This is a genomic window from Aeromonas eucrenophila, assembly GCF_000819865.1.
Classification (GTDB): Bacteria; Pseudomonadota; Gammaproteobacteria; order Enterobacterales; family Aeromonadaceae; genus Aeromonas; species Aeromonas eucrenophila.
Genome location: NZ_CDDF01000001.1, coordinates 514,697 through 539,581, shown reverse-complemented (window position 1 = coordinate 539,581; position 24,885 = coordinate 514,697). Strand labels below are relative to the sequence as shown.

The following is a 24,885-nucleotide window of genomic DNA, read 5'->3' as shown; positions in this document are numbered from 1 at the left end:
TCGAGACAGAAGAGGCCCCAATGGCAAAAAAGATCATCTTGTCGTGGAAAACGGCATGGTTGCAGCTGAATTTATTGGTTTTTTGCCCCGTTGGTGGCGTTAAACCGGGCTACACCATAAAAAATTCAAAATACTTCTTTACCACTGGCCAATGCATGAGTAAAATTTGTCGGCAATATTTTCCACCCCCACTTCCACAACGGTGAGATATTGCCATGCTCAGGATTGCCAAAGAAGCGCTGACCTTCGACGATGTATTGTTGGTTCCAGCCCACTCCACTGTTCTTCCGAATACCGCTGACCTGCGCACCAAGCTCACGTCTGCTATCTCCCTGAATATTCCGATGATTTCCGCTGCCATGGACACAGTGACCGAAGCCCGTCTGGCTATCGCACTGGCCCAGGAAGGCGGTATCGGCTTCATTCACAAGAACATGTCCATCGAGCAACAGGCCTTCGAAGTACGCAAGGTCAAGAAGTACGAGAGCGGCGTCGTCTCCGACCCGGTCACCGTTCGTCCCGACATGACCATCGCCCAGATCAAAGAGCTGAGCCTCAAGAACGGCTTCGCCGGTTACCCCGTGGTGACCGAAGGCAACATCCTGGTCGGTATCATCACCGGCCGTGATGTGCGCTTCGTGATCGATCTCTCCCAGACCGTCGAACAGATCATGACCCAGAAGGATCGTCTGGTGACAGTGCGTGAAGGGGCACCTCGTGAAGAGGTGGTCGCCCTGATGCAAAAGCACCGTATCGAGAAGGTGCTGGTGGTCGACGCCGACTTCAAGCTCAAGGGCATGATCACCGTTAAAGACTTCCAGAAAGCCGAGCGCAAGCCGAACGCCTGTAAAGACGAGCGCGGTCGCCTGCGGGTCGGTGCCGCCGTCGGTGCTGGTGCCGGTAACGAGGAGCGCGTCGCCGCCCTGGTGGAAGCCGGTGTGGATGTGCTGCTGATTGACTCTTCCCACGGTCACTCCCAGGGCGTGCTGGATCGCATCAAGGCAACCCGTGCCGCCTATCCTGACCTGCAGATCATCGGTGGCAACGTGGCCACCGGCGCCGGCGCCCTGGCGCTGGTCGCCGCCGGCGTCAATGCCGTCAAAGTCGGTATCGGTCCGGGCTCCATCTGTACTACCCGCATCGTGACCGGTGTCGGCGTGCCCCAGATCACCGCCATCTCCGACGCCGTTGACGCGCTGGAAGGCACCGGTATCCCGGTGATCGCCGATGGCGGCATCCGCTTCTCCGGCGACCTGGCCAAGGCCATCGCCGCCGGTGCCAGCAGCGTCATGGTCGGCTCCATGTTCGCCGGTACCGAAGAAGCCCCGGGTGAAATCGAGCTCTACCAGGGCCGCTCCTTCAAGTCCTACCGCGGCATGGGCTCCTTGGGCGCCATGTCCAAGGGCTCTAGCGATCGCTACTTCCAGACCGACAACGCCGCCGACAAGCTGGTGCCGGAAGGGATCGAAGGGCGGGTGCCGTACAAGGGTCGCCTCAAAGAGATCATTCACCAGCAGATGGGCGGCCTGCGCTCCTCCATGGGCCTGACCGGCAGCGCCACCATCGATGAGATGCGCACCAAGGCCGAGTTCGTGCGCATTTCGGGCGCCGGGATGAAAGAGTCCCACGTCCACGACGTGACCATCACCAAAGAAGCCCCCAACTATCGGATGGGCTGATAAAACGGGGCTCTGGCCCCGTTTCTTTAATCCTTTTTATCCCCACACCAGCCTGATGCAGGAATAAAATGACTAACAATATTCACGCTCACCGTATCCTTATCCTGGATTTCGGTTCTCAGTACACCCAGCTTATCGCCCGCCGTGTCCGTGAAATCGGTGTCTACTGCGAGCTCTGGGCCTGGGATGTGACCGAAGCGCAGATCCGCGACTTCAATCCCAACGGTATCATCCTCTCCGGCGGCCCCGAGTCCGTGACCGAGGCCGGCAGCCCCCGTGCCCCCGAGTACGTGTTCAACGCCGGCGTGCCGGTATTCGGCATCTGCTACGGCATGCAGACCATGGCCGAGCAGCTCGGCGGCAAGGTGCAATCCTCCACCGAACGTGAATTTGGCTATGCCCAGGTCGAAGTGCTGGGTCAGTCCGGTCAGACCAGCGCCCTCTTGCGCAACATCGAAGACGCCATCGCCCCGAGCGGCCAGGCCCTGCTGGACGTCTGGATGAGCCACGGCGACAAGGTCACCGAGATCCCGGCCGGTTTCACCACCATCGCCCAGACTGCCACCTGCCCGCACGCCGCCATGGCCTGCGAAGAGAAGAAATTCTACGGCGTGCAGTTCCACCCGGAAGTGACCCACACCCGTCAGGGTGCCCGTCTGCTGGAGCACTTCGTCAAGGACATCTGTGGCTGCGAATGCCTGTGGACCCCGGCTACCATCATCGATGATGCCGTGACGCGCATCCGCGAGCAAGTGGGTGACGATGAAGTGATCCTGGGCCTCTCCGGCGGCGTGGACTCCTCCGTGGTCGCCATGCTGGTGCACCGCGCCATCGGTGATCGCCTGACCTGCGTGTTCGTGGATAACGGCCTGCTGCGTCTGAACGAAGGCGCCCAGGTGATGGAGATGTTCGGTGACCACTTTGGTCTGAAGATCGTCAAGGTCGACGCCGAGGAGCGCTTCCTGTCGGCTCTGGCGGGCATCGACGAGCCGGAAGCCAAGCGCAAGACCATAGGTCGCGTCTTCGTAGAAGTGTTCGACGACGAAGCCAAGAAGCTGAAAAACGCCAAGTGGCTGGCTCAGGGCACCATCTACCCGGACGTCATCGAATCTGCCGCCAGCGCCACCGGCAAGGCCCACGTCATCAAGTCTCACCACAACGTCGGCGGCCTGCCGGACGAGATGAAGATGGGTCTGGTGGAGCCCCTGCGCGAGCTGTTCAAGGACGAGGTGCGCCGCGTCGGTCTGGAGCTGGGCCTGCCCTACGACATGCTCTACCGTCACCCCTTCCCGGGCCCGGGTCTGGGTGTGCGGGTGCTTGGCGAAGTGAAGAAAGAGTACTGCGAGCTGCTGCGCAAGGCCGATGCAGTCTTTATCGAAGAGCTGCGCAAGGCCGACCTCTACAACCAGGTCAGCCAGGCATTCGCCGTCTTCCTGCCGGTGCGCTCCGTCGGCGTCATGGGTGACGGTCGCAAATACGACTGGGTCATTGCCCTGCGCGCCGTCGAGACCATCGACTTCATGACCGCTCACTGGGCTCATCTGCCCTATGACTTCCTGGGTCACGTGTCGAATCGCATCATCAACGAGATCAACGGCATCTCCCGCGTGGTGTACGACGTCTCCGGCAAGCCGCCTGCGACCATCGAGTGGGAATAAGGGCTAGCACCTCTTCCTGCCGATAACGTAAAACTGTCAAAAAGACGCCCTTGAGGCGTCTTTTCTTTTCTCAATCGTTTGCGTGCAACATCTTCCTTGTTTGAGTGCCCTCCAACACTGGTCTGCCCCTGTCATATGTGACAGGGGGCGTTTTATGGATCCAGCACTACGCTCATCCATGCCAATTGAGGCTGGCCGTTGTGAGACGGACGTCGTGGCAAAGTGCAGAGCAAGGGAGTGCCAGCGCTCGTTTTACCAAGAGCAACATGGCTCATGGTCATACCGTCAGGCCTTCGGTATGCCACTCCGGTGGAGTCTGGAAACCACTTGAATAAACGGGGCGGATCCCGAACAGCCATACGAGTAGGGCAAGTAATCACGGAGGGTTTGTTATGTCAGAACAAGCAGTGCTTGTTGGCGGATGGACGGCATACCACAAGTTGACCGCAAAAGATCAGGCGGTATTCGATGCAGCACTGAAAGGATTTGTGGGGGTGCAGTACCAACCCTTCGAAGTCTCGACTCAGGTGGTGGCCGGCACCAATTACCGCTTCAAATGCAAGAGCACGGTGCCGCTGCCGAACCCCATCCACGGGGAGGCCGTAGTGCAGATCTTCCAGTCTCTGGATGGTTCGGCCCATATCACTTCCATCACCCCTATCTGATCCGGTAGTGGGGAAAGCTGGGGAGGAGGTGAAGCCACCGACTGGTTAGCCTCCAAACTTCACCAATGAAAAAGACGCCCTTGTGGCGTCTTTTCTTTTTCAATGGATAGCAAGAAAGTTGGTCCCAGAGCTGGGTGAGGCTGCGGCACTGTGCTCGACTTGGCAGCTCTAGGGGGGAAGGTAAGGTATGGGGATGAAGTGGGGCTAGGGAATGAAATACGACACCACCGTTTTCATGCCCCGTGCTGATGCGATGTGCCGATACGACAGATCACCACTCATGTGGATTAGTTTGTTGATCTTGCTCAGGAAATTATCATCCAATTCTTTCCTCCACAGTCTCGTTCGCTAAGATAGTCGTTTGGCACAGTCTTTCCGGAGTAACTCATAAGCCAGTCCAGAAAAACGCCACAGGTAAAAAAACATCAGGCTGTCGGGCGGTAGCTTGGTTGTTATTCGGGAATAGTATGAGCAAGCGAGCGTCAGTGGGCGTAACGGTTGGTACAAGCGCATCATGGCCCAGACTTGTTCATGTAGGCGGGTCTACTGGTGTTTTCCATGGCTGCCCTAATCATCTTTTTTTATAAAGTTATGTATGGTAAAGCAAAAAAGGAAGTCAAGATAATACGTTAAGGCACCAGTGATACTCTGGTAATGTTATGATTTAAAATAAAATTTTTGGCGGTTATGAAGGTGAAGCTGAGTTATACGGAAGGCTCTGCTATCGGATTAGTACCGCCTTCTATTTAATCATTGTTAGGAATATTCATGCGCTTTCCATCCATCACAATACTGGCAAGTCTATCTATAGCAGCCTGTTCCACATTGACGTATCAAGAGCCACAAACTGGGCCGCTAGCGCGGGTTCGCTTTGTCACCGATTCCAATCAGATATCAGTACTGCGAACCTACGGGGATAAAAACTGCACGACAAATGAAGTTGAATGGCTTCGCCTCAGAAATGGGATGATGATTAACAGCTCGCCGAAACGGTTAGGCATGCCGCTGTGGAACTATCATGACAATGCTGCGAAGGAAGTCTTTGTAGAGGCAAACAAACAGATATACGGACTTTTCCAAGGAGGGGAAACGACGGCCCTAACGACATATCTTTGCGGCACACCATTTTCGTATTCATTTCAGGACGGGGCTGACTATGAAGTTCGTTTCAAATGGGCTCCTCAAGAGTGTCGCGTCACTATTGCTCAAATCGTCGATGGGCCGAAGGGCATGGAACTGAGAGAACAAGCTGCGTTTTCTAATCAAGTCAATGAAACGAACAAAGGTTGTTTGGCTGCATTCAATAAACCACGGCTCTATTAGTTAGTGCGCGGGTCGATTCCTAACATCACATTCAAAAACGCTCCCTGCGGTCGCTCGGGCGTGCCGCAAGCGGTACGCCGTTTAATTCAACGGCAGGGCTTCCCATGTCACCATTCGCAAATCTAGCCACCGAGCTTAACTCTGCCGGAGTCCGCATGGGGCAAATTCGCATCTACGACCCCCCAAGATTGTTGCTAAAGGGGCGATCTGCGCCCGAGTTCTCTATAATGCCTCTCTTTAAACCGCCGGGCCCATGTCCGGCGGTGCCATATGGTCTGCTTTAGTGTCGTTAAGCAGGGCCACGACAAGATTGAGAAACGGTTATGCATACCCTGGAACAGCTGCACGCTGGCGAGTTGAACGGTGCTCGCCATCTGAAGCTCTGTGAAAATCTGACGACTTTCCCCCTCGAGATTTTGAGCCTCAAAGAGACGCTGGAGGTGCTGGATCTCACCGGCAACCAGTTGAGCGAGCTGCCGGGCGAACTGGCCGAATGCACCAAGCTTCGCATCATCTTCTGCTCCGAGAACAACTTCACCGCGCTACCCGAGGTGCTGGGGAACTGCCCAGCGCTCACCATGGTGGGTTTCAAGGCCAACCGGATCGCCGTGGTATCCCCCCAATCGCTCCCCACCAGGCTGCGTTGGCTGATCTTGACCGATAACGCCATTGAGCATCTGCCTGAGGAGCTGGGTCAGTGTGCCTCCCTGCAAAAGCTGATGCTGGCGGGCAACCGCTTGACTGAATTGCCGGTGAGCCTAGTCAACTGCCAGCGCCTCGAGTTGCTGCGCATCTCTGCCAACCGGCTTGAGGCGTTGCCCGAGTGGCTGCTCTCCCTGCCGCGGCTCTCCTGGCTCGCCTATGCGGGCAATCCCTTCGCCGAGGCGTGGGAGCTGCAGGCTGGTACCGAGGTCGCCGTCGATGAGATTCCCTGGCAAGCGCTGGAAGTGGGCGAGCTGCTGGGGCAGGGGGCATCCGGCGCCATTCACCGTGCTCACTGGCACCCCGAATTGGGGCAAGCAGCGGGGCAGCCGCAAGAGTTGGCACTCAAGCTGTTCAAGGGGGCCATGACCAGCGACGGTCTGCCGGCGGCCGAGATGACGGCAGCCATGGCGGTGGGTCGGCATCCGGCGCTGATCGAGGTGATGGGTCGGGTGAGCGATCACCCCTCCGGCATCCCCGCCCTGGGGATGGCGCTCATCGACCCGGCCTTTGTGAACCTGGCCGGGCCACCCAGCCTCGACTCCTGCACCCGGGATATCTATCCGACCGGGCTCTATCTCACCCTGGCGACTGCGCTGGAGATGGCCAGCCAGATAGCCTCTGCGGCGGCCCATCTGCACCGCTCGGGCGTCATGCACGGGGATCTCTACGGCCATAACATCTTGCACGACGGGCAGGGCCGCGCCTTGCTCGGGGACTTCGGCGCAGCCTCCTTCTACCCGCTGGGGACGCCGCTGCTGGCCACCCGGTTGGAGCGGCTGGAGGTGCGCGCCTTTGGCTGCCTGCTCGAAGAATTGCTGGCGCTGTGCCCGGCGACGGCGGCCGCGTGCGAGGCGTTCCATCGACTGGCTAACGAATGCCAGCGCCCGGAGATGACCCTGCGGCCGAGTTTTGCCGAGATCCATGCCCGACTTGGTCAGATCCAGCTGCCGTTGAGGGCCGAGATGGCGCCACTGATGGCATAAACGGCTGTGGGTGGTGAGTCCTGCAGATAAAGCGTTGCAAGATGGCGAATTGGTAGTCAAACGCACCTGTAAAAGTGAAGTTAATGCACATTTAATGCTGCTGGCGATGGCCCGATGAAATGGGCAGGCCAGGGTCGACAAGGCTTGCGCCGCCCCGGTGAAGTTGTGATATTGATGCATCATTGCACATGACAGGAGGACGATGATGGAAGCTGAGTTTTGGCATCAGAGGTGGAAAGAGAACCGGATAGGCTTTCATCAGGCGGATTTCAATCGCTGGTTGCAAGACGTCTGGTTGGCCAGAAAAGGGGAAGAGCCAGTGCTGGTGCCCCTGTGCGGCAAGTCCGGCGACATGCTCTGGCTCAATCGGCAGGGTCATCCCATCGATGGCTTCGAACTATCTGAGCTGGCCATCGGCCAATTTTTCAGTGAAAACGATCTCACCGAGACAGTGACCGAGGTCGGGCCTTATCGCTGCCATAGACACGGCACCCTGAGCCTCTATCAGGGGGATTTCTTCGCGGCTCCCGCGCTGGGCCGTCGCTATCGGCTGGCCTACGACAGGGCCGCGCTCATCGCGTTGCCAACCCCCATGCGCCGCCAATATGCGGAGCTGATGAGCTGCCTCATCGAGCCGAATGGGCAAGTCTTGCTGGTGACCCTGGAATATCAGCCGGAGCAGCAGAAGCAGCCGCCGTTTTCGGTGGGGGAGATGGAGGTGCGCACCCTGTTCGAGCGTGATTTTGGCGTGGAGGTGCTGGGTCGGTCGGCCGAGCTGGATCACCCCAGGGTGCAGTCCGGTCAGCTCTCCTATTTCGATGAAGTGGCCTATCGTCTGACTCGCCGCGCCTGAGTGGCAAGCGTGAAAGCATCACGAGCCTGAGACTCTCTTTACCTCTTTTGACGTAGATCAACGTGGTGGTGCAGGGCTCTGTTTAAGATGATCCTGTTTCTCAATCACTGTTGGTCTCGGCCGGTGCGCTCTGGTTATCTCGCCTGGCTCGTTATCAGCTCAGTGTCTGATTTTCACGCTCATGTTCACTTTTGGCGGCTTTGGTCGCAATTGATAATGGTATTTCCAGCCGACCCGAGGGTCGGCTTTTTATTGTCCATCATCTGCTGTTGTGAAGGGGTTCAGGCGTCGAAGGTGCTGGCATTGAGCCGAAATGCCTTGGGATCGTCGATAAACTGGCCGGTGATCCGCTCATCGTGCTCATGGCCAAGGCCATAGCTGCAGAGGATCAGCCTGTCCGATGTTCTCGATCTTAGCTGGGTGATAAAGCGCACCAGATCGGCGCGGCTGAGGTTGCCGACCTCCTCGCACACTCGTTCCCGCTGATCGAAGCCGAGATCCTTGTTGCCGATGCTGACCCAGAGCCGCTGACCACGGCTGCGCAGGTTGGCGTCCCGCTCGCTGAGCTGTGCCTGCAGACCGGCCTTGCTGTCTTGCCACTGCTGCTCGGTGAACTCCAGCATGGCGATGGGGAAGAGATCGATGAACTCCTCCACCGCATCCAGCAGGATCTGGGGCCCAGCCACCGGCGATTGTATATAGAAGATGAGGCCGGGATGGCGGTTGAGGGGCAGGTTGCCGGCGCCCACTACGTAGCCGAGCTGCTGGCGGGTGCGCAGTTCGTGGAAGAAGGTGGATGACATGATGTGGTTGGCCAGGGTGAAGCAGGCGAGATCCCGTGGCCGCACGGTGCGGGACTGGTAGTAGACCAGCAGCGCCGAGTCTTCGTGCTCGCAACCCTGCTCGCGAATGAGGGTGCCTCTGTCCTGAATGGAGATGAGGGGACGGCGGGTCTCGGCGCTGGGCTGGCTGTTGTCACCGAGGTGGCGCTCCAGCAGCGCCGCCAGATCCAGTGCCTCGGCCGCGTCCCAGTCACCGTGGATCAGGGTTTCCACGTGTACCTTGGCAAACAGCTGGGCGACGAAGTCGGGCATCTCGTCCAGGCGAATGGTGCGCAGGTGGCGCAGCAGTTGCTCGAACGGCGGGTTGTTGGGCTGCAGCAGGCTGGTGAGCTGATTGAACAGCTGGGAGATGGGTCTTGTCTTTGACTGGTTCTCCCAGTTGCGAATGAGCTGCTCCTTGATCTCGCTAAAGCGGGCCGGATCCGGATACCCCAGGGTGCGGTTGCCGAGGATCATGTCCAGCAGCAGCGGCTGCTTGTCGGCAAAGCCGTTCATGTTGATGGTGAAGCCACCCTGGTGGGCATAGATCTGGTAGCCAAGCCCCGCGAGCTCTGCCGGGTAGGTGAGGGCGTTGAGGTGATCCGTGAGCAGCTCCACCGCGAGGCGGGCCATGGCGATGTGGCGCGGGCTCTTGACCGCGTGTTCGCTGTCGATGGAGATGTAGAGGTTGCCCTTGGGCACCCCAAACAGGTGCTCGTGCAGGTGCCAGAGCCTAAAACCGGGCCTGTCGATGAGGCAGGCCGGCATGTCGGCGGGCAGGGACGGCGCCCGGGCGTCCAGCCGGTTGCTGATGAAGGGGTTGGGGCTGGGCAGATGCAGGGCCGGGTCCGGCTCGCTCTGTTGCCAGCGGATCTTGTCCGCCTCCGCGATGGGGGTGACGCTGTAGGGAGTTTGATACCAGCGGGCGAGGCGATCCGTGTTCACCTCCGGCGCCTGGATGGTCATGCGCAGGTTGTGGGGGGTGAGTTTGGCGAGGAAACGGCGGATCAGCGCCTCGTCATATTCCCGCATCATGTAGTCGCCGTAGAGCAGATCTTGCGGGGCGTAACTGAACAGGTTCAGCACCAGGCCGGAGGCGGTGTCCAGCGCCCGGCCCCGCTCCTGGAAGCGAAATGCCGATTCCAGCACGCTGCGTTTCTCGTCATAACGCCAGGCCTGCAGGCCGTCGCGCTCGATGAGTTTCAGGTAGCCAAACAGCTCGGCCACTATCTCGTCGACATGTTCAAGCCCGAGGGGGGTGAGGCCGAAGCTCACGCCAAAATCCTTGAAGTTGGCACCGCTGACGCCGCCGCCGGCGGCGAGCTGATTGACCCAGCCACGGGCCTTGAGCAGGGAGAGCAGGCTGCCGTCCCCCTCGTAGCCGATGAGGTGGCTCAGGAAGGTGAGCGGTTTTTGCTGGTAGAACTCATCCACGCTCGGCAGGGGGAAGGTCAGCGCCAGCTTGCGGCTCTCCTTGACCGGCCTTATCTGAATGCAGATGCCGAGATCGTCGAGCCGGTAGAGTGGGGCGGAGAGGGTGGGCTCGCCCAGATTGCGATCCGGGATGGGGCCAAAGAAGCGATCGCACCAGCCGAGCTGGGTTTCGATGGACTCGGGGGAGATCATCACCAGCGCCATGCGATCCGCACTGTAGTGTTGTTCGTAGAATGCTATGAGATCGGAGCGCAGATCCCGGCCCGGGAGATCCGCCAGGGTATCGAGATTGCCGACCGAGAACTTGGAGAAGGGATGGGCCGGGTTGACCGTCTCTTTATGGACCTGATAGCTGCGTCGCACATCGTCCTGCAGCTTGAGGCGATACTCGGAGTCGACCGCGTTGCGCTCCTTGTCGACCCACTCCGGCGCGAAGGTGGGGCAGATGAAAAACTGGGAGAAGCGGTCGAGCCCGGCCTCGAAGAAGCCGTTGTCGATATCGAAGAAGAAGTTGGTGAACTCGGTCCCGGTCCAGGCGTTGTTGCTGCCGCCGTGGCGACTCATGAACTGCTGGTATTCGCCGGGTTTGGGATAAGTACGGGTACCGAGGAACAGCATATGCTCGAGGAAATGAGCCATCCCCTGGCGGTCGACGGGATCATCGAAATGGCCGGTGTTGACGGCCAGAGAGGCGGCGGATTTGTCGGTATCCGGGTCGCAGATCAGCAAGACCCTGAGCCGGTTTGCCAGCTCCAGATAGTGATACCGCCTATGGTCATTGGGACTGGCATGTGGGCTCATTAGGGCTGACTCGCGGTGAATTTATTTGAATTTAAACATGATTATCGACCCCGCTATCTCACGAGGCAAACCCTTTTCTGAGAGGTAGCGCAATTGTTTCCCCCCGCATGGCGGGGTAAGATTCTCCCGCTATTTAAACAGGCCCCCTGGGCGAGGTAGTAATGAAGATCTACATCATGCGTCATGGCCAGGCTGGCATGAATGCAAAAACCGATGAGCTGCGCCCACTGACCGAGCAGGGGATCGAAGAGTCTATCCACATGGCGCGCTGGCTGGCCCCCCAGCTGGCAGACTCCCTGAGCCTGGTGCTCCACAGCAACTACTTGCGAGCGAGACAAACCTGGCAGGCCATCGCCCCCGAGTTGCCCGAGGCCGCCATGGTCGAGGAGAGCGGCGACATCACCCCCTATGGTGACCCGGCTTTTGTCGCGAGTTATCTCACGGCGCTGGCGGCGCAGCACGACAGCATACTGCTGGTCAGCCACCTGCCGCTGGTAGGGTATCTGGTGCAGAGCCTCTGCCCGGCGGCGGGTGCCCCCATGTTTGCCACCTCGGGTCTTGCCTGTATCGAGTGGCAAAATGGCAAGGGGGTATTGCTCTGGTTGGAAGGACCACATACAATACGTTAAAAGTTAATAAAAAGTTACAGATTGGTTTTTTGGGGATGAGATAGGCGGTTTTTCCGGTTTTTTATACAAATTTAACGGAATTATTTCGCAGAAGCTGCTGTCATACGGATACAACTGCATGAGGTTGCAAACGATGAGAGTATTCAAGAAGTACCTGCCGCTGATGGTGGCAAAACATGTCAAAACCTTCTTCAAGGGACGGATTTACATTCACGGCAGGGGGCGCTTCGATTTCCAGTCGGGCTTGCTGATGATGCCATTGCAAGCCGACATTCCCCATCGCCAGACGGTGCTCGAGGTGAACGAACTCATTTCGAGGCTGCATATGGACGCGGCTTGATCCCCTCGTCAACATGATGGTCCTTCCCATGCCCGCCTCAGTGCGGGCATGATTGTTTTTGGGGCCAGAGCGGCGATGGTAGCTCTGTTTGATGCCGTTTTTGACTGACTTTGTCGACCCCCGTAGGTGATGCTTGCTTATCCCGTTTGCCTCTCTATACTCCCGCGAAATACCCGCCATTTCGTTCTGGATATCGCAATGCCCCTTGCCTTTCTGTTTCCTTTCTCCTGCATGGCTATCTGGGCCGGCAACGGCATCGTCAGCAAGCTGGCGGTGGGGATACTCTCGCCGGCCGCGCTGGCCTGGTCACGCTGGATGGTGGCGGCCATCATTCTCACCCCCTTCCTGGCACAGCGGGTCTGGCGTGAGCGTGCCAAGCTGCGGGCCGGTTTTTACCAGCTGGCCATGCTGGCGCTGCTCGGCATGGTGCTGAACCAGACCTTCGGCTACTACGCGGCCCAGACCCTGGGGGCCACCGAGATCGGCCTGATGATGGGCCTGACGCCACTGATGACGGTGCTGCTCAGCATCTGGCTGCTGCGGGAGCGCCCGACCTGGGGGGCTCTGCTCGGGGGCGTCATCTCCCTCTTCGGGTTGGCCATCTTGCTCGGGCAGGGGGATCCTGGCCGGTTGTTTACCCAAGGCATCCACCAGGGTTACGTCTACATGCTGTTGTCAGCGGCGACCTATGCGCTTTACAGCGTGCTGCTCAAGCGCTGGGATCTGGGGCTCGACAACTGGTCCATGCTCTACGGTCAGGTGCTGTGCAGCCTGCTGTTCCTCACCCCCTTCTACCTGCTGGTGGACGGCAATTGGCCCGATGGCAGCGCGCTCTGGCTCATCCTCTATGCGGGGATCCCGACTTCGGCACTTTCTCCCTGGCTCTGGATGCAGGGCATAGCGTTGCTCGGGGCGAGCCGCACCGCCATCTTCATGAACCTGCTGCCGGTGATGACGGCGGCGTTGGCCATCAGCTTGCTGGGCGAGACGCTGACCAGCTATCACCTGATCGGCGGCGGCATGACGTTGCTGGGGGTCTTGCTGGCCCAATTGCTGGTCAAACCCGTGGTGGTGCGGCGACGGGCCAGGCTGGCGGTGGCCACTTGCCGGGAAGATTGAAAGAAAAAGACCGCCTTGGAGGCGGTCTTTTTGGATCCGGGTCTTGGGGCCGGATGTTGGGCTATTGCGCCGTCAGATAGAGATCTTTCGAATACACCAGATCTTGCGGATTGTGGTAGGGGTAACCCTTGACGTTAGGCTTGAGCAGCCGTGACTTGACGTAGAAATAGACGGGGGCGATGGGGGCCTCCTCGTCGATCAAAGCTTCTGCCTGCTGATAGAGCCGGTTGCGCTCGGCCGGATCCTGGGAGTCATGGGCCTTGGCCAGCAGGGCGTCATACTGCTTGTTGAACCACTTGCCGCTGTTGGCGCTGCTGCTGGAGGTCATGATGTCGAGGAAGGTGGAGGCGTCGTTGTAATCCCCGTTCCAGGCGTAGCGGCTGACCACGAAATCCCCCTCGTTGAGCACCGACACCATGGTCTTCCACTCCATGTTGTTGAGCTCCGCCTTGACCCCCAGGTTGCGTTTCCACATGGAGGAGATGGCCAGCGCTATCTTCTTGTGCCCCTCGTTGGTGTTGTAGAGGATATCCACATCCAGCGGCTTGTCGGGGCCGTACCCCGCCTCCGCCAGCAAGGTCTTGGCCTTGGCGATCCTCTCCTCCTTGCTCATCAGCTCGCTGGCGGGGCGCTTGAGCTCGAAGCCATCCACGCTGGGGGGCGTCAGGCTGAAGGCCGGCAGCTGCCCCTGTCCCAGGATCTTCTCGGTGATGGTGCTCCGATCGATGGCCAGGGAGAGCGCCTTGCGCACCTTGGGGTTGTCGAAGGGTTTGCGCTGGGTGTTGAACACGTAGTAATAGGTCGAGAGCAAGGGGGCGCTGACCAGCTCTTCGGGGCTTTGGCTCTTGAGCTGCTGATACTGCTCGAGCGGATAGGTGGTGTAGTGCAACTCGCTGGCGCGGTAGCGGTTGTAAGCGGCGGTCTCGGAGACGATCTCCAGATAGACCACCTTGTTCAACACCGTATGCTGGTTGTCCCAGTAGTGGGGATTGCGCTCGGCAACCAGCTGTTCGTTCGGAGTCCACTCCTTCAGCACGAAGGCGCCGTTGGAGACGATGTTGCCCGGTTTGACCCACTCGTGACCGAACTTCTCGATGGTCGCCCTGGGGGCCGGGAAGGTGGTGTAGTGGGCCAGGGTCTTCAGGAAGAAGGGCACCGGCTTTGCCAGGGTGATCTGCAGGGTGTGGGCATCCAGAGCCTTGATGCCGAGGGCCTCGGGCTTGGCCTTGCCCTGGATCACCTCGCCGGCATGAGCCACCCCGGTCAGCTCGATGAACCAGGCGTAGTTGGAGGCGTTTTTGGGATCCGCCGCCCGCTGCCAGCCATAGACATAGTCCGCCGCGGTGACCGGCTCACCGTTTGACCACTTGGCGTCGGGTCTGAGCTTGAAGGTGTAGACGGTGCCCGTGGGATCGAGCTCGTAACCGAGCGCCCCCGCAGCCAGCAGCTTGCCGTTCCCATCCAGGGTGTAGAGCCCCTCGAACAGATCGTTGACGATGTCGCTGCCAGAGCTCTCTTCCACCATTTGGGGGTCGATGGAGCCTGGCTCTGCGCCGATATTGCGCACGAAGGTCTGCTGCGCTGCGGGGAGTAATTGGGTGCCGGCAGGCACCTGGGCCCCCAGGGCGGGGAGGGAGATCAGGGCGGCAACCGTGCCGGCGATGAGAGTCCTTTTCATTGAATATCCTTATGTTTTTTTGCTTCCAAAGCCTGGCCAGTGTGCGGGATCGATGGGGAGATCTCAAGGGGGGGCGGGCGCGGGATCCCCTGGCTCGACCGTATGGGGGGAGGCGGGTCAAGTGGCGTGAGCGCTGTGCATTCTTGCCACGAATTAACATACCGAAAGAGGTCGATTGAGCCCTGTTTTTTGCCAGTTCATCCCGCTTTCAGGAGGCAAACTGGCGATTTATACGCCGTCTTAATTCGCTGCAAAAACAAAAAACAACCGTTACATTAGGTTACAAAATGACGCTGCCGAGGTTCGGCACTTTTTTTGCCGACACTTGCAAACGTTTTCAACGCCAACGGAAACGCTCCTAAAGGAACAAGAATGCGAAACATGATCACCATGGGCGAGTTCATCGTCAAAAAGCAGGCGGACTACCCTACCGCGACCGGCGAGCTGACTTCCTTGCTCAGCTCCATTCGTCTGGCTGCCAAGGTGGTGAACCGGGAGATCAACAAGGCGGGGCTGGCGGACATCATCGGCTCCATGGGTGCCGAAAACGTGCAGGGCGAGGTGCAGCAGAAGCTGGACGTCTACGCCAACGAACGCTTCAAGGCGGCGCTGGAGGCCCGTGGCGAGGTATGTGGCATGGCCTCAGAGGAAGAGGAGGACTTCGTCTCCTTCGATTCCGAGCTCTCCCGCCACTCCAAATACATAGTGTTGATTGACCCCCTCGATGGCTCCTCCAACATCGATGTCAACGTCTCGGTCGGCACCATCTTCTCCATCTACCGCCGGGTCAGCACCCCGGGTGCCGGCGTGACCCTGGAGGACTTCCTGCAGCCGGGCAACCGTCAGGTCGCCGCCGGTTACGTGGTGTACGGCTCCTCCACCATGCTGGTCTACACCACCGGCTTCGGGGTCAACGGCTTCACCTACGATCCCTCCATCGGCTGCTTCTGCCTCTCCCACGAGAACATCCGCATCCCGGAGGAGGGCAAGATCTACTCCATCAACGAGGGCAACTACATCAAGTTCCCGGACGGGGTGAAGAAGTACCTCAAATACTGCCAGGAGCGGGACGAGGCGACCCACAGACCCTACACCTCCCGCTACATCGGCTCCCTGGTATCGGATTTCCACCGCAACCTGCTCAAGGGCGGCATCTACATCTATCCGTCCGGTACCAACTCCCCGAACGGCAAGCTGCGCCTGCTCTACGAGTGCAACCCCATGGCGTTTTTGGTGGAGCAGGCGGGCGGCAAGGCGTCGGATGGTTTCGGCCGCATCATGGATGTGCAGCCCACCGCGCTGCACCAGCGCACCCCCTATTTCGTCGGCTCCACCAAGATGGTAGAGCGGGCCGAGGCCTTCATGCGGGAGTTCTCCGCTCACGAGGATCCGGCCAATCAGGGCTGATCTCCGGCTGAAAGCGGTACAGAGAGCATAAAAAACGGGAGCCATATTGGCTCCCGTTTTGTTTCGTGCTCGCCGCCTACAGGCTGTTGTTGGCAAGATCCGTCAACAAGGAATCGACCAGCTTGAGCCGCATGGCCCTGTCCTGGTTCGGCACCTGGAAGCGCAATCGGGTCGGCCCGTCCATCTTGTAGATGCGCGGTTGCTCCGAGAGCAGCCTGACCAGGTAGCCCGGATTGACCTTGGTGTCCTGATTGAAATCGAGATAACCGCCGCGCTCGCTCATCTCCACCCGGCGGATGCCAAGCAAAGTGGCACGCTGGCGGAAGGCCGCGATCTCCATCAGCGTCTTGGTCGCCTCCGGCAGCAAGCCGAAGCGATCGATCAGCTCCACTTTCAGCTCCCGTAGCTCCTGCTCGTCCTTGGCGCTGGCGATGCGCTTGTACATGGAGAGCCGCATGTTGACGTCCGGAATGTAGTCGTCCGGCAACAGGGCCGGCAGACGCAGCTCCACCTCGGTGTGCTGGCTCATCAGCTGATCCAGGGACGGCTCCTTGCCGTTTTTCAGCGCATCCACCGCCTGCTCCAGCAGCTCCATGTAGAGGGTGAAGCCGATAGATTCGATCTGACCGCTCTGATCATCCCCGAGCAGCTCGCCGGCGCCGCGGATCTCCAGATCGTGGGTGGCGAGCGCGAAGCCCGCGCCGAGATCTTCCAGGGAGGCGATGGCCTCCAGCCGCTTGGCGGCGTCCTTGGTCATCAGCTTGGGATGGGGGGTGAGCAGATAGGCATAGGCCTGGTGGTGGGAGCGACCGACCCGGCCCCGCAGCTGGTGCAACTGGGCCAATCCCAGGTGATCCGCGCGGTCCATGATGATGGTGTTGGCGCTCGGCACGTCGATGCCGGTCTCGATGATGGTGGTGCACACCAGCAGGTTGAAGCGCTGGTGGTAGAAGTCCGACATCACCCGCTCGAGTTCCCGCTCGCGCATCTGGCCGTGGGCGACGCCGATGCGCGCCTCCGGCACCAGGGCGGCCAGGTCCGCCGCACACTGCTCTATGCTCTCCACATCGTTGTGCAGGTAGTAGACCTGACCGCCGCGTTTGAGCTCCCGCAGCACCGCCTCCCGGGTGACCGCCGGCTCTTGCTGGCGCACGAAGGTCTTGATGGCGAGCCGCTTGGCGGGCGGGGTGGCGATGATGGAGAGATCCCGCATGCCGGACATCGCCATGTTGAGGGTGCGCGGAATGGGCGTCGCCGTGAGGGTGAGGATGTCCACGTCGGCCCGCAGCGCCTTGATCTTCTCCTTCTGGCGCACCCCGAATCTGTGCTCCTCATCGACGATGAGCAGGCCGAGATCCTTGAAGGTGAGATCCGAGCTCAGCAGCTTGTGGGTGCCGATGATGATGTCCACCTTGCCATCGGCCAGCTCCTTCATGACGGCGGTCTGCTCCTTGGCGGAGCGGAAGCGGCTCAGCACCTCGACCCGCACCGGCCAGTTCGCGAAGCGATCGCGGAAGTTGTCGTAGTGCTGCTGGGCCAAGAGGGTGGTGGGCACCAGCACCGCCACCTGCTTGCCGCCGTGCACCGCCACGAAGGCCGCCCGCATCGCCACCTCGGTCTTGCCAAAGCCCACGTCGCCGCACACCAGCCGGTCCATGCTCTTGGCCTGGCACATGTCCCCCAGCACCGCGTTGATGGCGTTGAGCTGATCTTCGGTCTCCTCGAACGGGAAGCCGGCGGCAAACTGGCGGTAGGCCTCTTTATCGTGTTTGAAGGCGAAGCCGTGGCGCGCCGCCCGAAGGGCGTAGACATCCAACAGCTCCGCCGCCACGTCGCGGATCTTCTCCGCCGCCTTGCGCCGCGCCTTGGTCCAGGCCTCGCCGCCGAGCTTGTGGCTCGGCGGGTTGTCCGAGCCGGTGTAGCGGCTGATCAGATGCAGGTTGGTGACCGGCACGAACAGCTTGTCGCCGCCGGCGTATTCGAGGGTCAGGAACTCGGTGGGCAGGCCGCCGGCGTCCAAGGTCTCGAGGCCGAGGTAACGGCCGACCCCGTGATCCAGGTGCACCACCGGCTGACCCTGGGTCAGCTCGCCGAGGTTTCGAATGACCGCATCGGAGCTTAAGTTCTTGCTCTTCTCCCGCGCGCGTCTGCTGCGGATCTTGCCGCCGAGCAGCTCGGTCTCGGTGATGAGGGCGAGCTCTTCCTGGCCCGCCTCCTGCAGCAGGAAGCCGCGCTCCAGCGGGCTGACCAGCAGGCCGTGGCGGGCCTTGCTCCCGACGAACGCCTCGAGGGAGGGGAACTCTTTTGGCTGCACGCTGATGCGCGCGAGCAGATCGCCGAGCACCTCGCGCCGCCCCTCGGACTCCACCGCAAACAGGGTGCGGCCGCCAAAGCCTTGCAGGAATTTATCCAGCGCCAGCAGGGGCTGCTCCTTGCTGTGATCGAGCTGCAGGTCGGGCAGGGGGGCCGTGGGCAGGTTGTGCTGGCCGGCGCCGCCGTCGGTGGGCTCCGCCTGCAGCCGCACGGCGCCATATTGGCCGAGGGCCGCAAACAGCTGCTCCACCGGCAGATAGATCTGCTGGGGTGGCAGCAAGGGACGGGTGTTGTCCCAGCGTCTGTCCTCATAACGCTGACCGATGTCGTTCCAGAACCGCTGAGCGGCAGGATAAATCTCTCCCACCGTGATCAGCAGGGTGTTGTCCGGCAGGTAGTCAAACAGGCTGGCGGTCTGCTGGAAGAAGAGCGGCAGATAGTATTCGATGCCGGCGGGCCAGCGCCCCTTGCTCACCTCCTGATAGACGGAGCCCTCCACCCGCGACAGCTCGAACTGCTCGCGATACTGGCCACGGAACAGCTCGATGGCCGCCTCGTCGGTGGGGAACTCCCGGGCGGGCAACAGGCTCACCGACGTGACCGGCTCGCTGGAGCGCTGGGTCTCGGGATCGAAGGGGCGGATGGAGTCCACCTCGTCGTCGAAGAAGTCGATGCGATAGGGGCTGTTGCTGCCCATGGGGAAGAGATCCAGCAAGGAGCCGCGGGCGGCAAACTCGCCGTGCTCCAGCACCTGCTCCACCGCCACGTAGCCGGCCTCGGCGAGACGCCCCCGCAACTGTTGCAGGTTGAGGCGCTGGCCCGCTTTGACCAGCAGGCTGTATTTGTCGAGGTAGATCTGGGGCGCCGTGCGCAGCATCAGGGTGGAGATGGGCACGATCAGCACCCCGTTGCTCATTTGCGGCAGCTTGTAGAGGGTCTCGAGCCGCTGGGAGATGATGTCCTGATGGGGGGAGAAGGTATCGTAGGGCAGGGTTTCCCAGTCCGGGAACAGCAACACGGGGCAGCCCTTGTCGGCCAGCAGGTGTTGCAGCTCCTGCTCGAGGCGCAGCGCACTCGGGGTATCGGCGGTTACCAGCAGGACGGGGCGATCGGCCTCGGCGGTGAGGCGGGCGGCAACCAGCGCCAGGCTGCTGCCGACCAGCTGGCCGAGCGTTAACTTGTGGCCCGCTTTGGCGGGCAAGGCGGGGAGTGTCATTGGCATCATTCGATTCTTTTAACGTTGACCTTGGCGGTTGTTAGCGCTGACGCTCTTGGGCACGCAGCTTGAGCTGTTTCGATTGCACATGCAGGCTGGCACGCACCAGCAGTTCCCGGTCATCTTCACGGATGCGGGCATAGTCGAGCAATACATGGGTGCCGTGCTCGCCAGACTCAAGGTGTTTGACTTCGGCATAGCAGTAGACGGCGGCCGCCTCTTCCCGCAGGAAGATCTTGAGCCGCACTATCTGATGGAGGTGTGGCAGCTCGCCGTGGCCCTGGCGCGGGTGCAGGTAGGTGAGCTGACCGGCGCCAAAGCGCAGGGTGTGGAAGCGCTGCTCCGGGTGATCCTGCACCGCCAGCACATAGCCCATGATCATGTCGATCTTGCGGGACTGCTGGTTGATGATCTCGACGAGGTCGTGCATCGACTCGTTCTGGTTGCGCAGCAAGCGGCTGCTGACGAGATCGATGGCGGTGATGGCGGAGGCGATGCGAAAGGGCTCGGGCAACTCGGCGTCCAGCGCCTCCAGCGTCGGCAGGTGAAAGTCGGCCGGCATGGGGATCACATTGACCGGCGTGGCGTGGGTGACGCTGAAGAACTGTTCCTGCATGGAGGCTATCCCTTGTTGTCATAGACGATTTAGCTTTATTATCCGGCATCTTATTTTGTTGGCAACGTAGATATCCTTGAAGACTGGACTTTTTCAGCCACTATCGCTGGCCATCGGTCTGCGTTATGCAGGCTCACGACGCAGTAACCGCTTCGTCTCCTTCATCTCCCTGTTTTCCACCTTCGGTATCGCCATCGGGGTCGCCGCCCTGATGGTGGTCATCTCGGTGATGAACGGCTTCGAGGGGCAGCTCAAGGGCCGCATCCTCGGGGTGATCCCCCATGTGGTGGTGACCAATCCGGCGGGGCGCATCGATGCGGTGCCCGCGGGCCTGCCCGACTTGGCCAAGTTGCCCCACGTGGTCGCCCATGCCCCCATGCTCGACAGCGAAGGCATGTTGCAGAGCCCGGGGCAGCTCACCGGCGTCAGCGTGCAGGGCATCGATCCGGCGCACTGGCCCAAGGATGACATCCTCCATGCCCAGATGCTGGGGGGGCGCCTCGACAGCCTGCAGCGCGGTGAATACCACATCGTGCTGGGGCAGGGGGTCGCCAACCGTCTCAAGGTGTCGATCGGTGACGAGGTACGTCTCATCCTGACCGAAGGCACCCGCTTCACCCCCTTTGGCCGGGTACCGGCCCAGCGTCTGTTCACCGTCTCCGGCATCTTCGGGGTCGGCGCCGACGTGGACAGTCAGGTGGCGCTGATTGCGCTCGGCGACGCCCAGCGCATGCTGCGCCTGCCCGAGGGTACTGTCGGCGGCATTCGCCTCTGGCTGGACGATCCCTTCGCCGCCGATCAGGTGATCAAGACGCCGTTGCCGGACGGGCTGGAGTGGCAGGACTGGCGCCGCGAGCGCGGTGAGCTGTTCCAGGCGGTGGCCATGGAGAAACGCATGATGGGGTTGATGCTGGTGCTGATCATCGCGGTCGCCACCTTCAACATCCTCTCCGCCCTGGTGATGGTGGTCACCGACAAGGAAGGGGAGGTCGCCATCCTGCGTACCATGGGCATGAGCGAGTCCGGTATCGTCAAGATCTTCATGGTGCTCGGCGCCTCAAGCGGCGTCATCGGCGCGCTGTTTGGCGGCCTGGCGGGGCTGGCGCTCTCCCTTGGGCTCAACCCCCTGCTCGATGCGGTGGGCCTCAACCTCTATATGGCCGCCGGCGGCTCGGGCCTGCCGGTCATCGTCGAGCCCGCCCAGGTCATCACCATCTTGCTTGGCGCCGTGCTGCTCAGCTTCAGTGCCACCCTCTATCCGGCGGCCCGTGCGGCCCGGGTGAAACCGGCCGAGGCATTACGTTATGAATAGCGCCCTGAACAATTCATCTTCTGTCGTAACATCCCCCCGAAGTGGAGCCCCCTCTATGAATGTACCTTTGCTGCGCTGCGAGGCCCTGAATCATGTCTACCAAGAGGGCAATCTCGAGACGCAAGTGCTCAAGGGGATAGACCTGTCCGTGGCCCCCGGCGAGATGCTGGCGGTGGTGGGCAGCTCGGGCTCGGGCAAGACCACATTGCTGCACCTGATGGGTGCGCTCGACAACCCCTCCAGCGGCGCCGTGCTGTTCAAGGGTCAGGACATCCATCACTGGGACAGCCGTACCCAGGCCAGATTCCGCAACCAGGAGCTGGGGTTTGTGTATCAGTTCCACCACCTGCTCGCCGAGTTCACCGCGCTGGAGAACACCGCCATGCCGCTGCTGATCGCCGGAGAATCGGTGGCCAGTGCCAGCGAGAAGGCGACCCGGATGCTGGGGCGGGTGGGGCTCTCCCATCGTCTGAATCACAGGCCGTCCGAGCTCTCCGGTGGTGAACGCCAGCGGGTGGCCATCGCCCGCGCCCTGGTCAACGAGCCGAGCCTGGTGCTGGCGGATGAACCCACCGGCAACCTGGATCACGCCAGCGCCACCGCCGTCTACGAGCTCCTGTGCGAGCTGAACCGGGAGCTGGGTACCGCCTTCGTGGTGGTCACCCACGACCTGAGTCTCGCCGCCAAGCTGCACCGGCGGGTGACCCTGGTGAGCGGCATCATGGCGGAGGTCGCCTGATGTTCAAACCGCTGCCCCTCTTCCTGGGCCTGCGTTACAGCCGCTCCCGCCGTCGCAACGGCTTCATCGCCTTTATTTCAGCCTCCTCCCTCATCGGTATCGCCCTCGGGGTGATGGCGCTGATCCTCGGCCTCTCCGCCATGAACGGCTTCGAGCGGGAGCTTAAAAATCGGGTGCTCTCCGTGGTGCCCCACGGCGAGCTCGTGGGCATGGAGGCACCACTGCCGGACTGGCCGAGGTTGCGGGACTACCTGCTGGCCCAGCCCGGCATCGAGGCTGCCGCCCCCGTGATCCGCCTCGACGGCCTGCTCGAACACGGTTCCGCCTTGAAGGGTGTACAGCTGCGCGCCGTGCTGCCGGAGCTGGAAGCCAACCTGTCGGATGCGGGCAAATACATGACCGGCCGCGGTCTGCGGGAGCTGCAGCCGGGCGAGCGGGGAGTGATCCTCGGCAAGACCATCGCCGATAAGCTGGGCGTCGCTATTGGTGACACCGTCGCCTTGCTGCTGCCGCAAGGGGGGGATGCCGCCGGCATCAAGAACCCCAAGCGGGAGGCGCTCAAGGTGGTGGGGCTGTTGGAAATCGGCGGCCAGTTGGATGGGCTATTGGGCTTTATGCACCTGGCCGATGCTCAGGCCATCACCGGCATGGGCAGCGCAGTGGAGGGCTTCAGCCTCAAGGTCAATGACGTGCTCAAGGCACAGTCCATCACGGTGGCGGCGGCGAGCAAGTTCCCGCACTACGTCTACATCAGCAGCTGGATGAGCCGTCAGGGCTACCTCTACCAAGACATCCAGATGGTGCGTACCGTCATGTACGTGGTGATGCTGATGGTGGTGGCGGTGGCCTGCTTCAACATCGTCTCCACCCTGGTGATGGCGGTGAACGAGAAGCGCAGCGAAATCGCCATCTTGAAGACCATGGGGGCGAGCCCCGGCCAGATCCGGCTCACCTTCGTCATTCAGGGCATGGTGAACGGGGTGCTCGGTGCCTTGCTGGGGGCCCTGCTCGGCGGCCTGCTGTCGAGCAAGCTGACCCAGATCTTGAGCTTCATCGAAGGGGTGATCGGCCATCGTTTCCTCAATCCGGACATCTACTTCATCGACTTCCTGCCGACCGAATTGCACATGCAGGATCTGGTGATAGTGACCAGCGCCGCCATCCTGATGAGCCTGGTGGCGACCCTCTACCCCGCCTGGCGGGCGAGCGGCCTGGTGCCGTCCCGGGAGTTGGGGCACTGATGCGGTGCCATTGCAACTGATGAGATCACCAAAAGGGCCCGTCGGGGCCCTTTGTTTTGGATGTAAAACAGAGGTTTGCTTGGTGCGGAGGCTACCTGCTAGCTCGATTCAATGCAGGAATGCTTAAAGGCAGTGTCAATGTGCATTCAATTCATCGAGAGGCAGTGAGAAACTCGCCACGAACACATCGATAAAGTAGCGCATGGCGGGGTTCATCCGTGCGTCCAGCATCTGCTCGAGGCGCTTCCTGGCAGGTTCAAACTCCCGGTTGCCGGCGTTGATCTCTTCCAGGCATTTTGTATAGGCGCAGAGGGTATCGGCATCCTTCACCAGCCGGGTGAGCTCGCTGTCCTGGGCCGCCGAATCCAGCAGGGGACGAAAGTCCTCGATGAGCTCGGGGGGCAGCATCCCCAACAGGCGCTGCTCGGCCGCGAGCTCTATCTTCTTGTATTCACGGGCTATCTCGGGGTTGAAATACTTGACCGGGGTGGGCAGGTCGCCGGTCAGCACCTCGCTGCTGTCGTGGTAGAGCGCCATCACGGCGGCGAGGTTGGCATCGACCTTCCCCTCAAACAACCGGTTGCTGATGACCCCGAGGGCGTGGGCCACCATGGCGACCTGCAGGCTGTGCTCGGCGATGTTCTCGGGCTGGATGTTGCGCATCAGGGGCCAGCGGTAGATGAGCCGCATGCGGGCGAGATTGGCGAAGAAGTGGCTGGGGAGCATGAGGACCTCGAACAATGACAATGAAAAAGGGCAGACCCTAGTCTGCCCTTTTTTTACGCCGCAGGCATCGCCTGCGTGGTGATCCTGTCTCAGCGGATATAGCGACCGGATTCGGCCTCGTGGTTGGTCACTATCATCTGGCCGATGGGGGCGAGCGCGATCAGGGCCAGCTTGAGGTGCTGGATGCCGAACGGGATGCCGATGATAGTGACGAAGCAGGCAAGCGCCGAGGCGATGTGGCCGATGGCGAGCCATACCCCGATCACCAGGAACCAGAGAATGTTGCCGATCAGCCCCAGGGTGCCGGTGCCGATGTCGCTCTGGCCCGTCATGGACTTGCGGCTCACCGCCTGCTTGCCGAACGGGAAGAAGGTGAAGGTGCCGATGACGAAGCAGGCGCGTCCCCAGGGGATCCCGATGAGGGACACGAAACAGAGCAGCCCGGCCAGCCACCAGGCCAGCCCCATGAAGACGCCCCCCAGCACAAACCAGATCAGGTTAAACAAGAAGCGAAAAAAGGACATTTGGGTCACTCCAGACTCATAAGATGGTTGTCACCATAGCGATCCGTACTCGGGGACGCAATGGCTGATGCGAGAAGGCGGACAATTTGGGTCGCAGCCTCCC

Annotated in this window: 19 protein-coding genes; 13 read left to right on the top strand and 6 right to left on the bottom strand. The window is 60.8% G+C overall.

Features of this window, described 5'->3' with window-relative positions; genetic code table 11:
* Positions 1-215 precede the first annotated feature (215 nt).
* The 6 genes from guaB (at position 216) to BN1124_RS02140 (ending at position 7,866) form a co-directional block, all read left to right on the top strand.
* On the top strand, positions 216-1,679 hold the full coding sequence (guaB, locus tag BN1124_RS02165) for an IMP dehydrogenase (protein ID WP_042638631.1): 1,464 nt from the start codon (positions 216-218) through the stop codon (positions 1,677-1,679).
* A gap of 68 nt (positions 1,680-1,747) precedes the next feature.
* The gene (guaA, locus tag BN1124_RS02160) at positions 1,748-3,337 is read left to right on the top strand and encodes a glutamine-hydrolyzing GMP synthase (protein ID WP_042638630.1); all 1,590 of its coding nucleotides are present in this window, start codon (positions 1,748-1,750) and stop codon (positions 3,335-3,337) included.
* A gap of 392 nt (positions 3,338-3,729) precedes the next feature.
* Positions 3,730-4,002 carry a hypothetical protein gene (locus BN1124_RS02155; protein ID WP_033129582.1) on the top strand — a complete coding sequence of 91 codons (273 nt, stop codon included), beginning with the start codon at positions 3,730-3,732 and terminating at the stop codon, positions 4,000-4,002.
* Between the two features lie 768 nt (positions 4,003-4,770).
* Complete coding sequence (locus BN1124_RS21095; protein ID WP_156127978.1) at positions 4,771-5,325, top strand: hypothetical protein; 555 nt, start codon at positions 4,771-4,773, stop codon at positions 5,323-5,325.
* Positions 5,326-5,648: 323 nt separating this feature from the next.
* Entirely contained in the window at positions 5,649-7,013 is a 1,365-nt protein-coding gene (locus BN1124_RS02145; RefSeq protein ID WP_042638627.1) for a leucine-rich repeat-containing protein kinase family protein, read from the top strand.
* A gap of 205 nt (positions 7,014-7,218) precedes the next feature.
* On the top strand, positions 7,219-7,866 hold the full coding sequence (locus BN1124_RS02140; protein WP_042638624.1) for a thiopurine S-methyltransferase: 648 nt from the start codon (positions 7,219-7,221) through the stop codon (positions 7,864-7,866).
* A 281-nt stretch (positions 7,867-8,147) separates the two neighbouring features.
* On the opposite strand, the gene BN1124_RS02135 is transcribed toward BN1124_RS02140, so the two are convergent.
* Entirely contained in the window at positions 8,148-10,922 is a 2,775-nt protein-coding gene (locus BN1124_RS02135) for an insulinase family protein (protein WP_042638622.1), read from the bottom strand.
* Between the two features lie 161 nt (positions 10,923-11,083).
* Here BN1124_RS02135 and sixA point away from each other — a divergent pair, with 161 nt between their 5' ends.
* The 3 genes from sixA to BN1124_RS02120 all read left to right on the top strand — a co-directional run bounded on the left by sixA (position 11,084) and on the right by BN1124_RS02120 (position 13,010).
* Positions 11,084-11,551, top strand: a complete 468-nt coding sequence (sixA, locus tag BN1124_RS02130; protein WP_042638620.1) for a phosphohistidine phosphatase SixA — start codon at positions 11,084-11,086, stop codon at positions 11,549-11,551.
* 133 nt (positions 11,552-11,684) lie between these two features.
* The gene (locus tag BN1124_RS02125) at positions 11,685-11,891 is read left to right on the top strand and encodes a DUF1107 domain-containing protein (RefSeq protein ID WP_005324080.1); all 207 of its coding nucleotides are present in this window, start codon (positions 11,685-11,687) and stop codon (positions 11,889-11,891) included.
* Between the two features lie 198 nt (positions 11,892-12,089).
* On the top strand, positions 12,090-13,010 hold the full coding sequence (locus tag BN1124_RS02120) for a DMT family transporter (RefSeq protein ID WP_042638618.1): 921 nt from the start codon (positions 12,090-12,092) through the stop codon (positions 13,008-13,010).
* 61 nt (positions 13,011-13,071) lie between these two features.
* Here BN1124_RS02120 and BN1124_RS02115 read toward each other — a convergent pair whose 3' ends face one another.
* Positions 13,072-14,688: a peptide ABC transporter substrate-binding protein gene (locus BN1124_RS02115; RefSeq protein ID WP_042638616.1), complete on the bottom strand. Its 1,617-nt coding sequence runs from the start codon at positions 14,686-14,688 to the stop codon at positions 13,072-13,074.
* A gap of 372 nt (positions 14,689-15,060) precedes the next feature.
* Here BN1124_RS02115 and fbp point away from each other — a divergent pair, with 372 nt between their 5' ends.
* Positions 15,061-16,095 carry a class 1 fructose-bisphosphatase gene (fbp, locus tag BN1124_RS02110; protein ID WP_042638614.1) on the top strand — a complete coding sequence of 345 codons (1,035 nt, stop codon included), beginning with the start codon at positions 15,061-15,063 and terminating at the stop codon, positions 16,093-16,095.
* 76 nt (positions 16,096-16,171) lie between these two features.
* Here fbp and mfd read toward each other — a convergent pair whose 3' ends face one another.
* Together mfd and BN1124_RS02100 are read right to left on the bottom strand one after the other, a co-directional pair.
* The gene (mfd, locus tag BN1124_RS02105; RefSeq protein WP_042638612.1) at positions 16,172-19,633 is read right to left on the bottom strand and encodes a transcription-repair coupling factor; all 3,462 of its coding nucleotides are present in this window, start codon (positions 19,631-19,633) and stop codon (positions 16,172-16,174) included.
* Between the two features lie 31 nt (positions 19,634-19,664).
* On the bottom strand, positions 19,665-20,240 hold the full coding sequence (locus tag BN1124_RS02100; protein ID WP_042638610.1) for a hypothetical protein: 576 nt from the start codon (positions 20,238-20,240) through the stop codon (positions 19,665-19,667).
* Positions 20,241-20,316: 76 nt separating this feature from the next.
* Between BN1124_RS02100 and BN1124_RS02095 the strand changes: the two genes are divergently transcribed.
* Genes BN1124_RS02095 through lolE form a run of 3 tightly spaced genes read left to right on the top strand, consistent with a single transcriptional unit; the run spans position 20,317 to position 23,532 of the window.
* A complete protein-coding gene (locus BN1124_RS02095) occupies positions 20,317-21,552 on the top strand; it encodes a lipoprotein-releasing ABC transporter permease subunit (protein WP_042638608.1) in 1,236 nt (411 codons plus the stop codon).
* Between the two features lie 55 nt (positions 21,553-21,607).
* Positions 21,608-22,291, top strand: a complete 684-nt coding sequence (lolD, locus tag BN1124_RS02090) for a lipoprotein-releasing ABC transporter ATP-binding protein LolD (protein ID WP_042638606.1) — start codon at positions 21,608-21,610, stop codon at positions 22,289-22,291.
* Positions 22,291-23,532, top strand: coding sequence for a lipoprotein-releasing ABC transporter permease subunit LolE (lolE, locus tag BN1124_RS02085; protein ID WP_042638604.1), 1,242 nt, complete (start codon positions 22,291-22,293; stop codon positions 23,530-23,532). Before lolD ends, lolE begins: the two co-directional genes overlap by 1 nt.
* A gap of 135 nt (positions 23,533-23,667) precedes the next feature.
* Here the strand turns inward: lolE and yfbR are convergent, their stop codons facing one another.
* Together yfbR and BN1124_RS02075 are read right to left on the bottom strand one after the other, a co-directional pair.
* The gene (gene yfbR, locus BN1124_RS02080) at positions 23,668-24,258 is read right to left on the bottom strand and encodes a 5'-deoxynucleotidase (RefSeq protein WP_042638991.1); all 591 of its coding nucleotides are present in this window, start codon (positions 24,256-24,258) and stop codon (positions 23,668-23,670) included.
* 89 nt (positions 24,259-24,347) lie between these two features.
* Positions 24,348-24,782 (bottom strand): YccF domain-containing protein, encoded by a 435-nt coding sequence (locus BN1124_RS02075; RefSeq protein WP_042638602.1) that lies wholly within the window; start codon positions 24,780-24,782, stop codon positions 24,348-24,350.
* Between the last annotated feature and the right edge of the window lie 103 nt (positions 24,783-24,885).

Excerpts from the sequence above, each read along its gene's own strand:
- guaB (WP_042638631.1), top strand. The coding sequence starts at position 216 with ATGCTCAGGATTGCCAAAGAAGCGCTGACCTTCGACGATGTATTGTTG.
- guaA (WP_042638630.1), top strand. The coding sequence starts at position 1,748 with ATGACTAACAATATTCACGCTCACCGTATCCTTATCCTGGATTTCGGT.
- BN1124_RS02155 (WP_033129582.1), top strand. The coding sequence starts at position 3,730 with ATGTCAGAACAAGCAGTGCTTGTTGGCGGATGGACGGCATACCACAAG.
- BN1124_RS21095 (WP_156127978.1), top strand. The coding sequence starts at position 4,771 with ATGCGCTTTCCATCCATCACAATACTGGCAAGTCTATCTATAGCAGCC.
- BN1124_RS02145 (WP_042638627.1), top strand. The coding sequence starts at position 5,649 with ATGCATACCCTGGAACAGCTGCACGCTGGCGAGTTGAACGGTGCTCGC.
- BN1124_RS02140 (WP_042638624.1), top strand. The coding sequence starts at position 7,219 with ATGGAAGCTGAGTTTTGGCATCAGAGGTGGAAAGAGAACCGGATAGGC.
- BN1124_RS02135 (WP_042638622.1), bottom strand. The coding sequence starts at position 10,922 with ATGAGCCCACATGCCAGTCCCAATGACCATAGGCGGTATCACTATCTG.
- sixA (WP_042638620.1), top strand. The coding sequence starts at position 11,084 with ATGAAGATCTACATCATGCGTCATGGCCAGGCTGGCATGAATGCAAAA.
- BN1124_RS02125 (WP_005324080.1), top strand. The coding sequence starts at position 11,685 with ATGAGAGTATTCAAGAAGTACCTGCCGCTGATGGTGGCAAAACATGTC.
- BN1124_RS02120 (WP_042638618.1), top strand. The coding sequence starts at position 12,090 with ATGCCCCTTGCCTTTCTGTTTCCTTTCTCCTGCATGGCTATCTGGGCC.
- BN1124_RS02115 (WP_042638616.1), bottom strand. The coding sequence starts at position 14,688 with ATGAAAAGGACTCTCATCGCCGGCACGGTTGCCGCCCTGATCTCCCTC.
- fbp (WP_042638614.1), top strand. The coding sequence starts at position 15,061 with ATGCGAAACATGATCACCATGGGCGAGTTCATCGTCAAAAAGCAGGCG.
- mfd (WP_042638612.1), bottom strand. The coding sequence starts at position 19,633 with ATGATGCCAATGACACTCCCCGCCTTGCCCGCCAAAGCGGGCCACAAG.
- BN1124_RS02100 (WP_042638610.1), bottom strand. The coding sequence starts at position 20,240 with ATGCAGGAACAGTTCTTCAGCGTCACCCACGCCACGCCGGTCAATGTG.
- lolD (WP_042638606.1), top strand. The coding sequence starts at position 21,608 with ATGAATGTACCTTTGCTGCGCTGCGAGGCCCTGAATCATGTCTACCAA.
- lolE (WP_042638604.1), top strand. The coding sequence starts at position 22,291 with ATGTTCAAACCGCTGCCCCTCTTCCTGGGCCTGCGTTACAGCCGCTCC.
- yfbR (WP_042638991.1), bottom strand. The coding sequence starts at position 24,258 with ATGCTCCCCAGCCACTTCTTCGCCAATCTCGCCCGCATGCGGCTCATC.
- BN1124_RS02075 (WP_042638602.1), bottom strand. The coding sequence starts at position 24,782 with ATGTCCTTTTTTCGCTTCTTGTTTAACCTGATCTGGTTTGTGCTGGGG.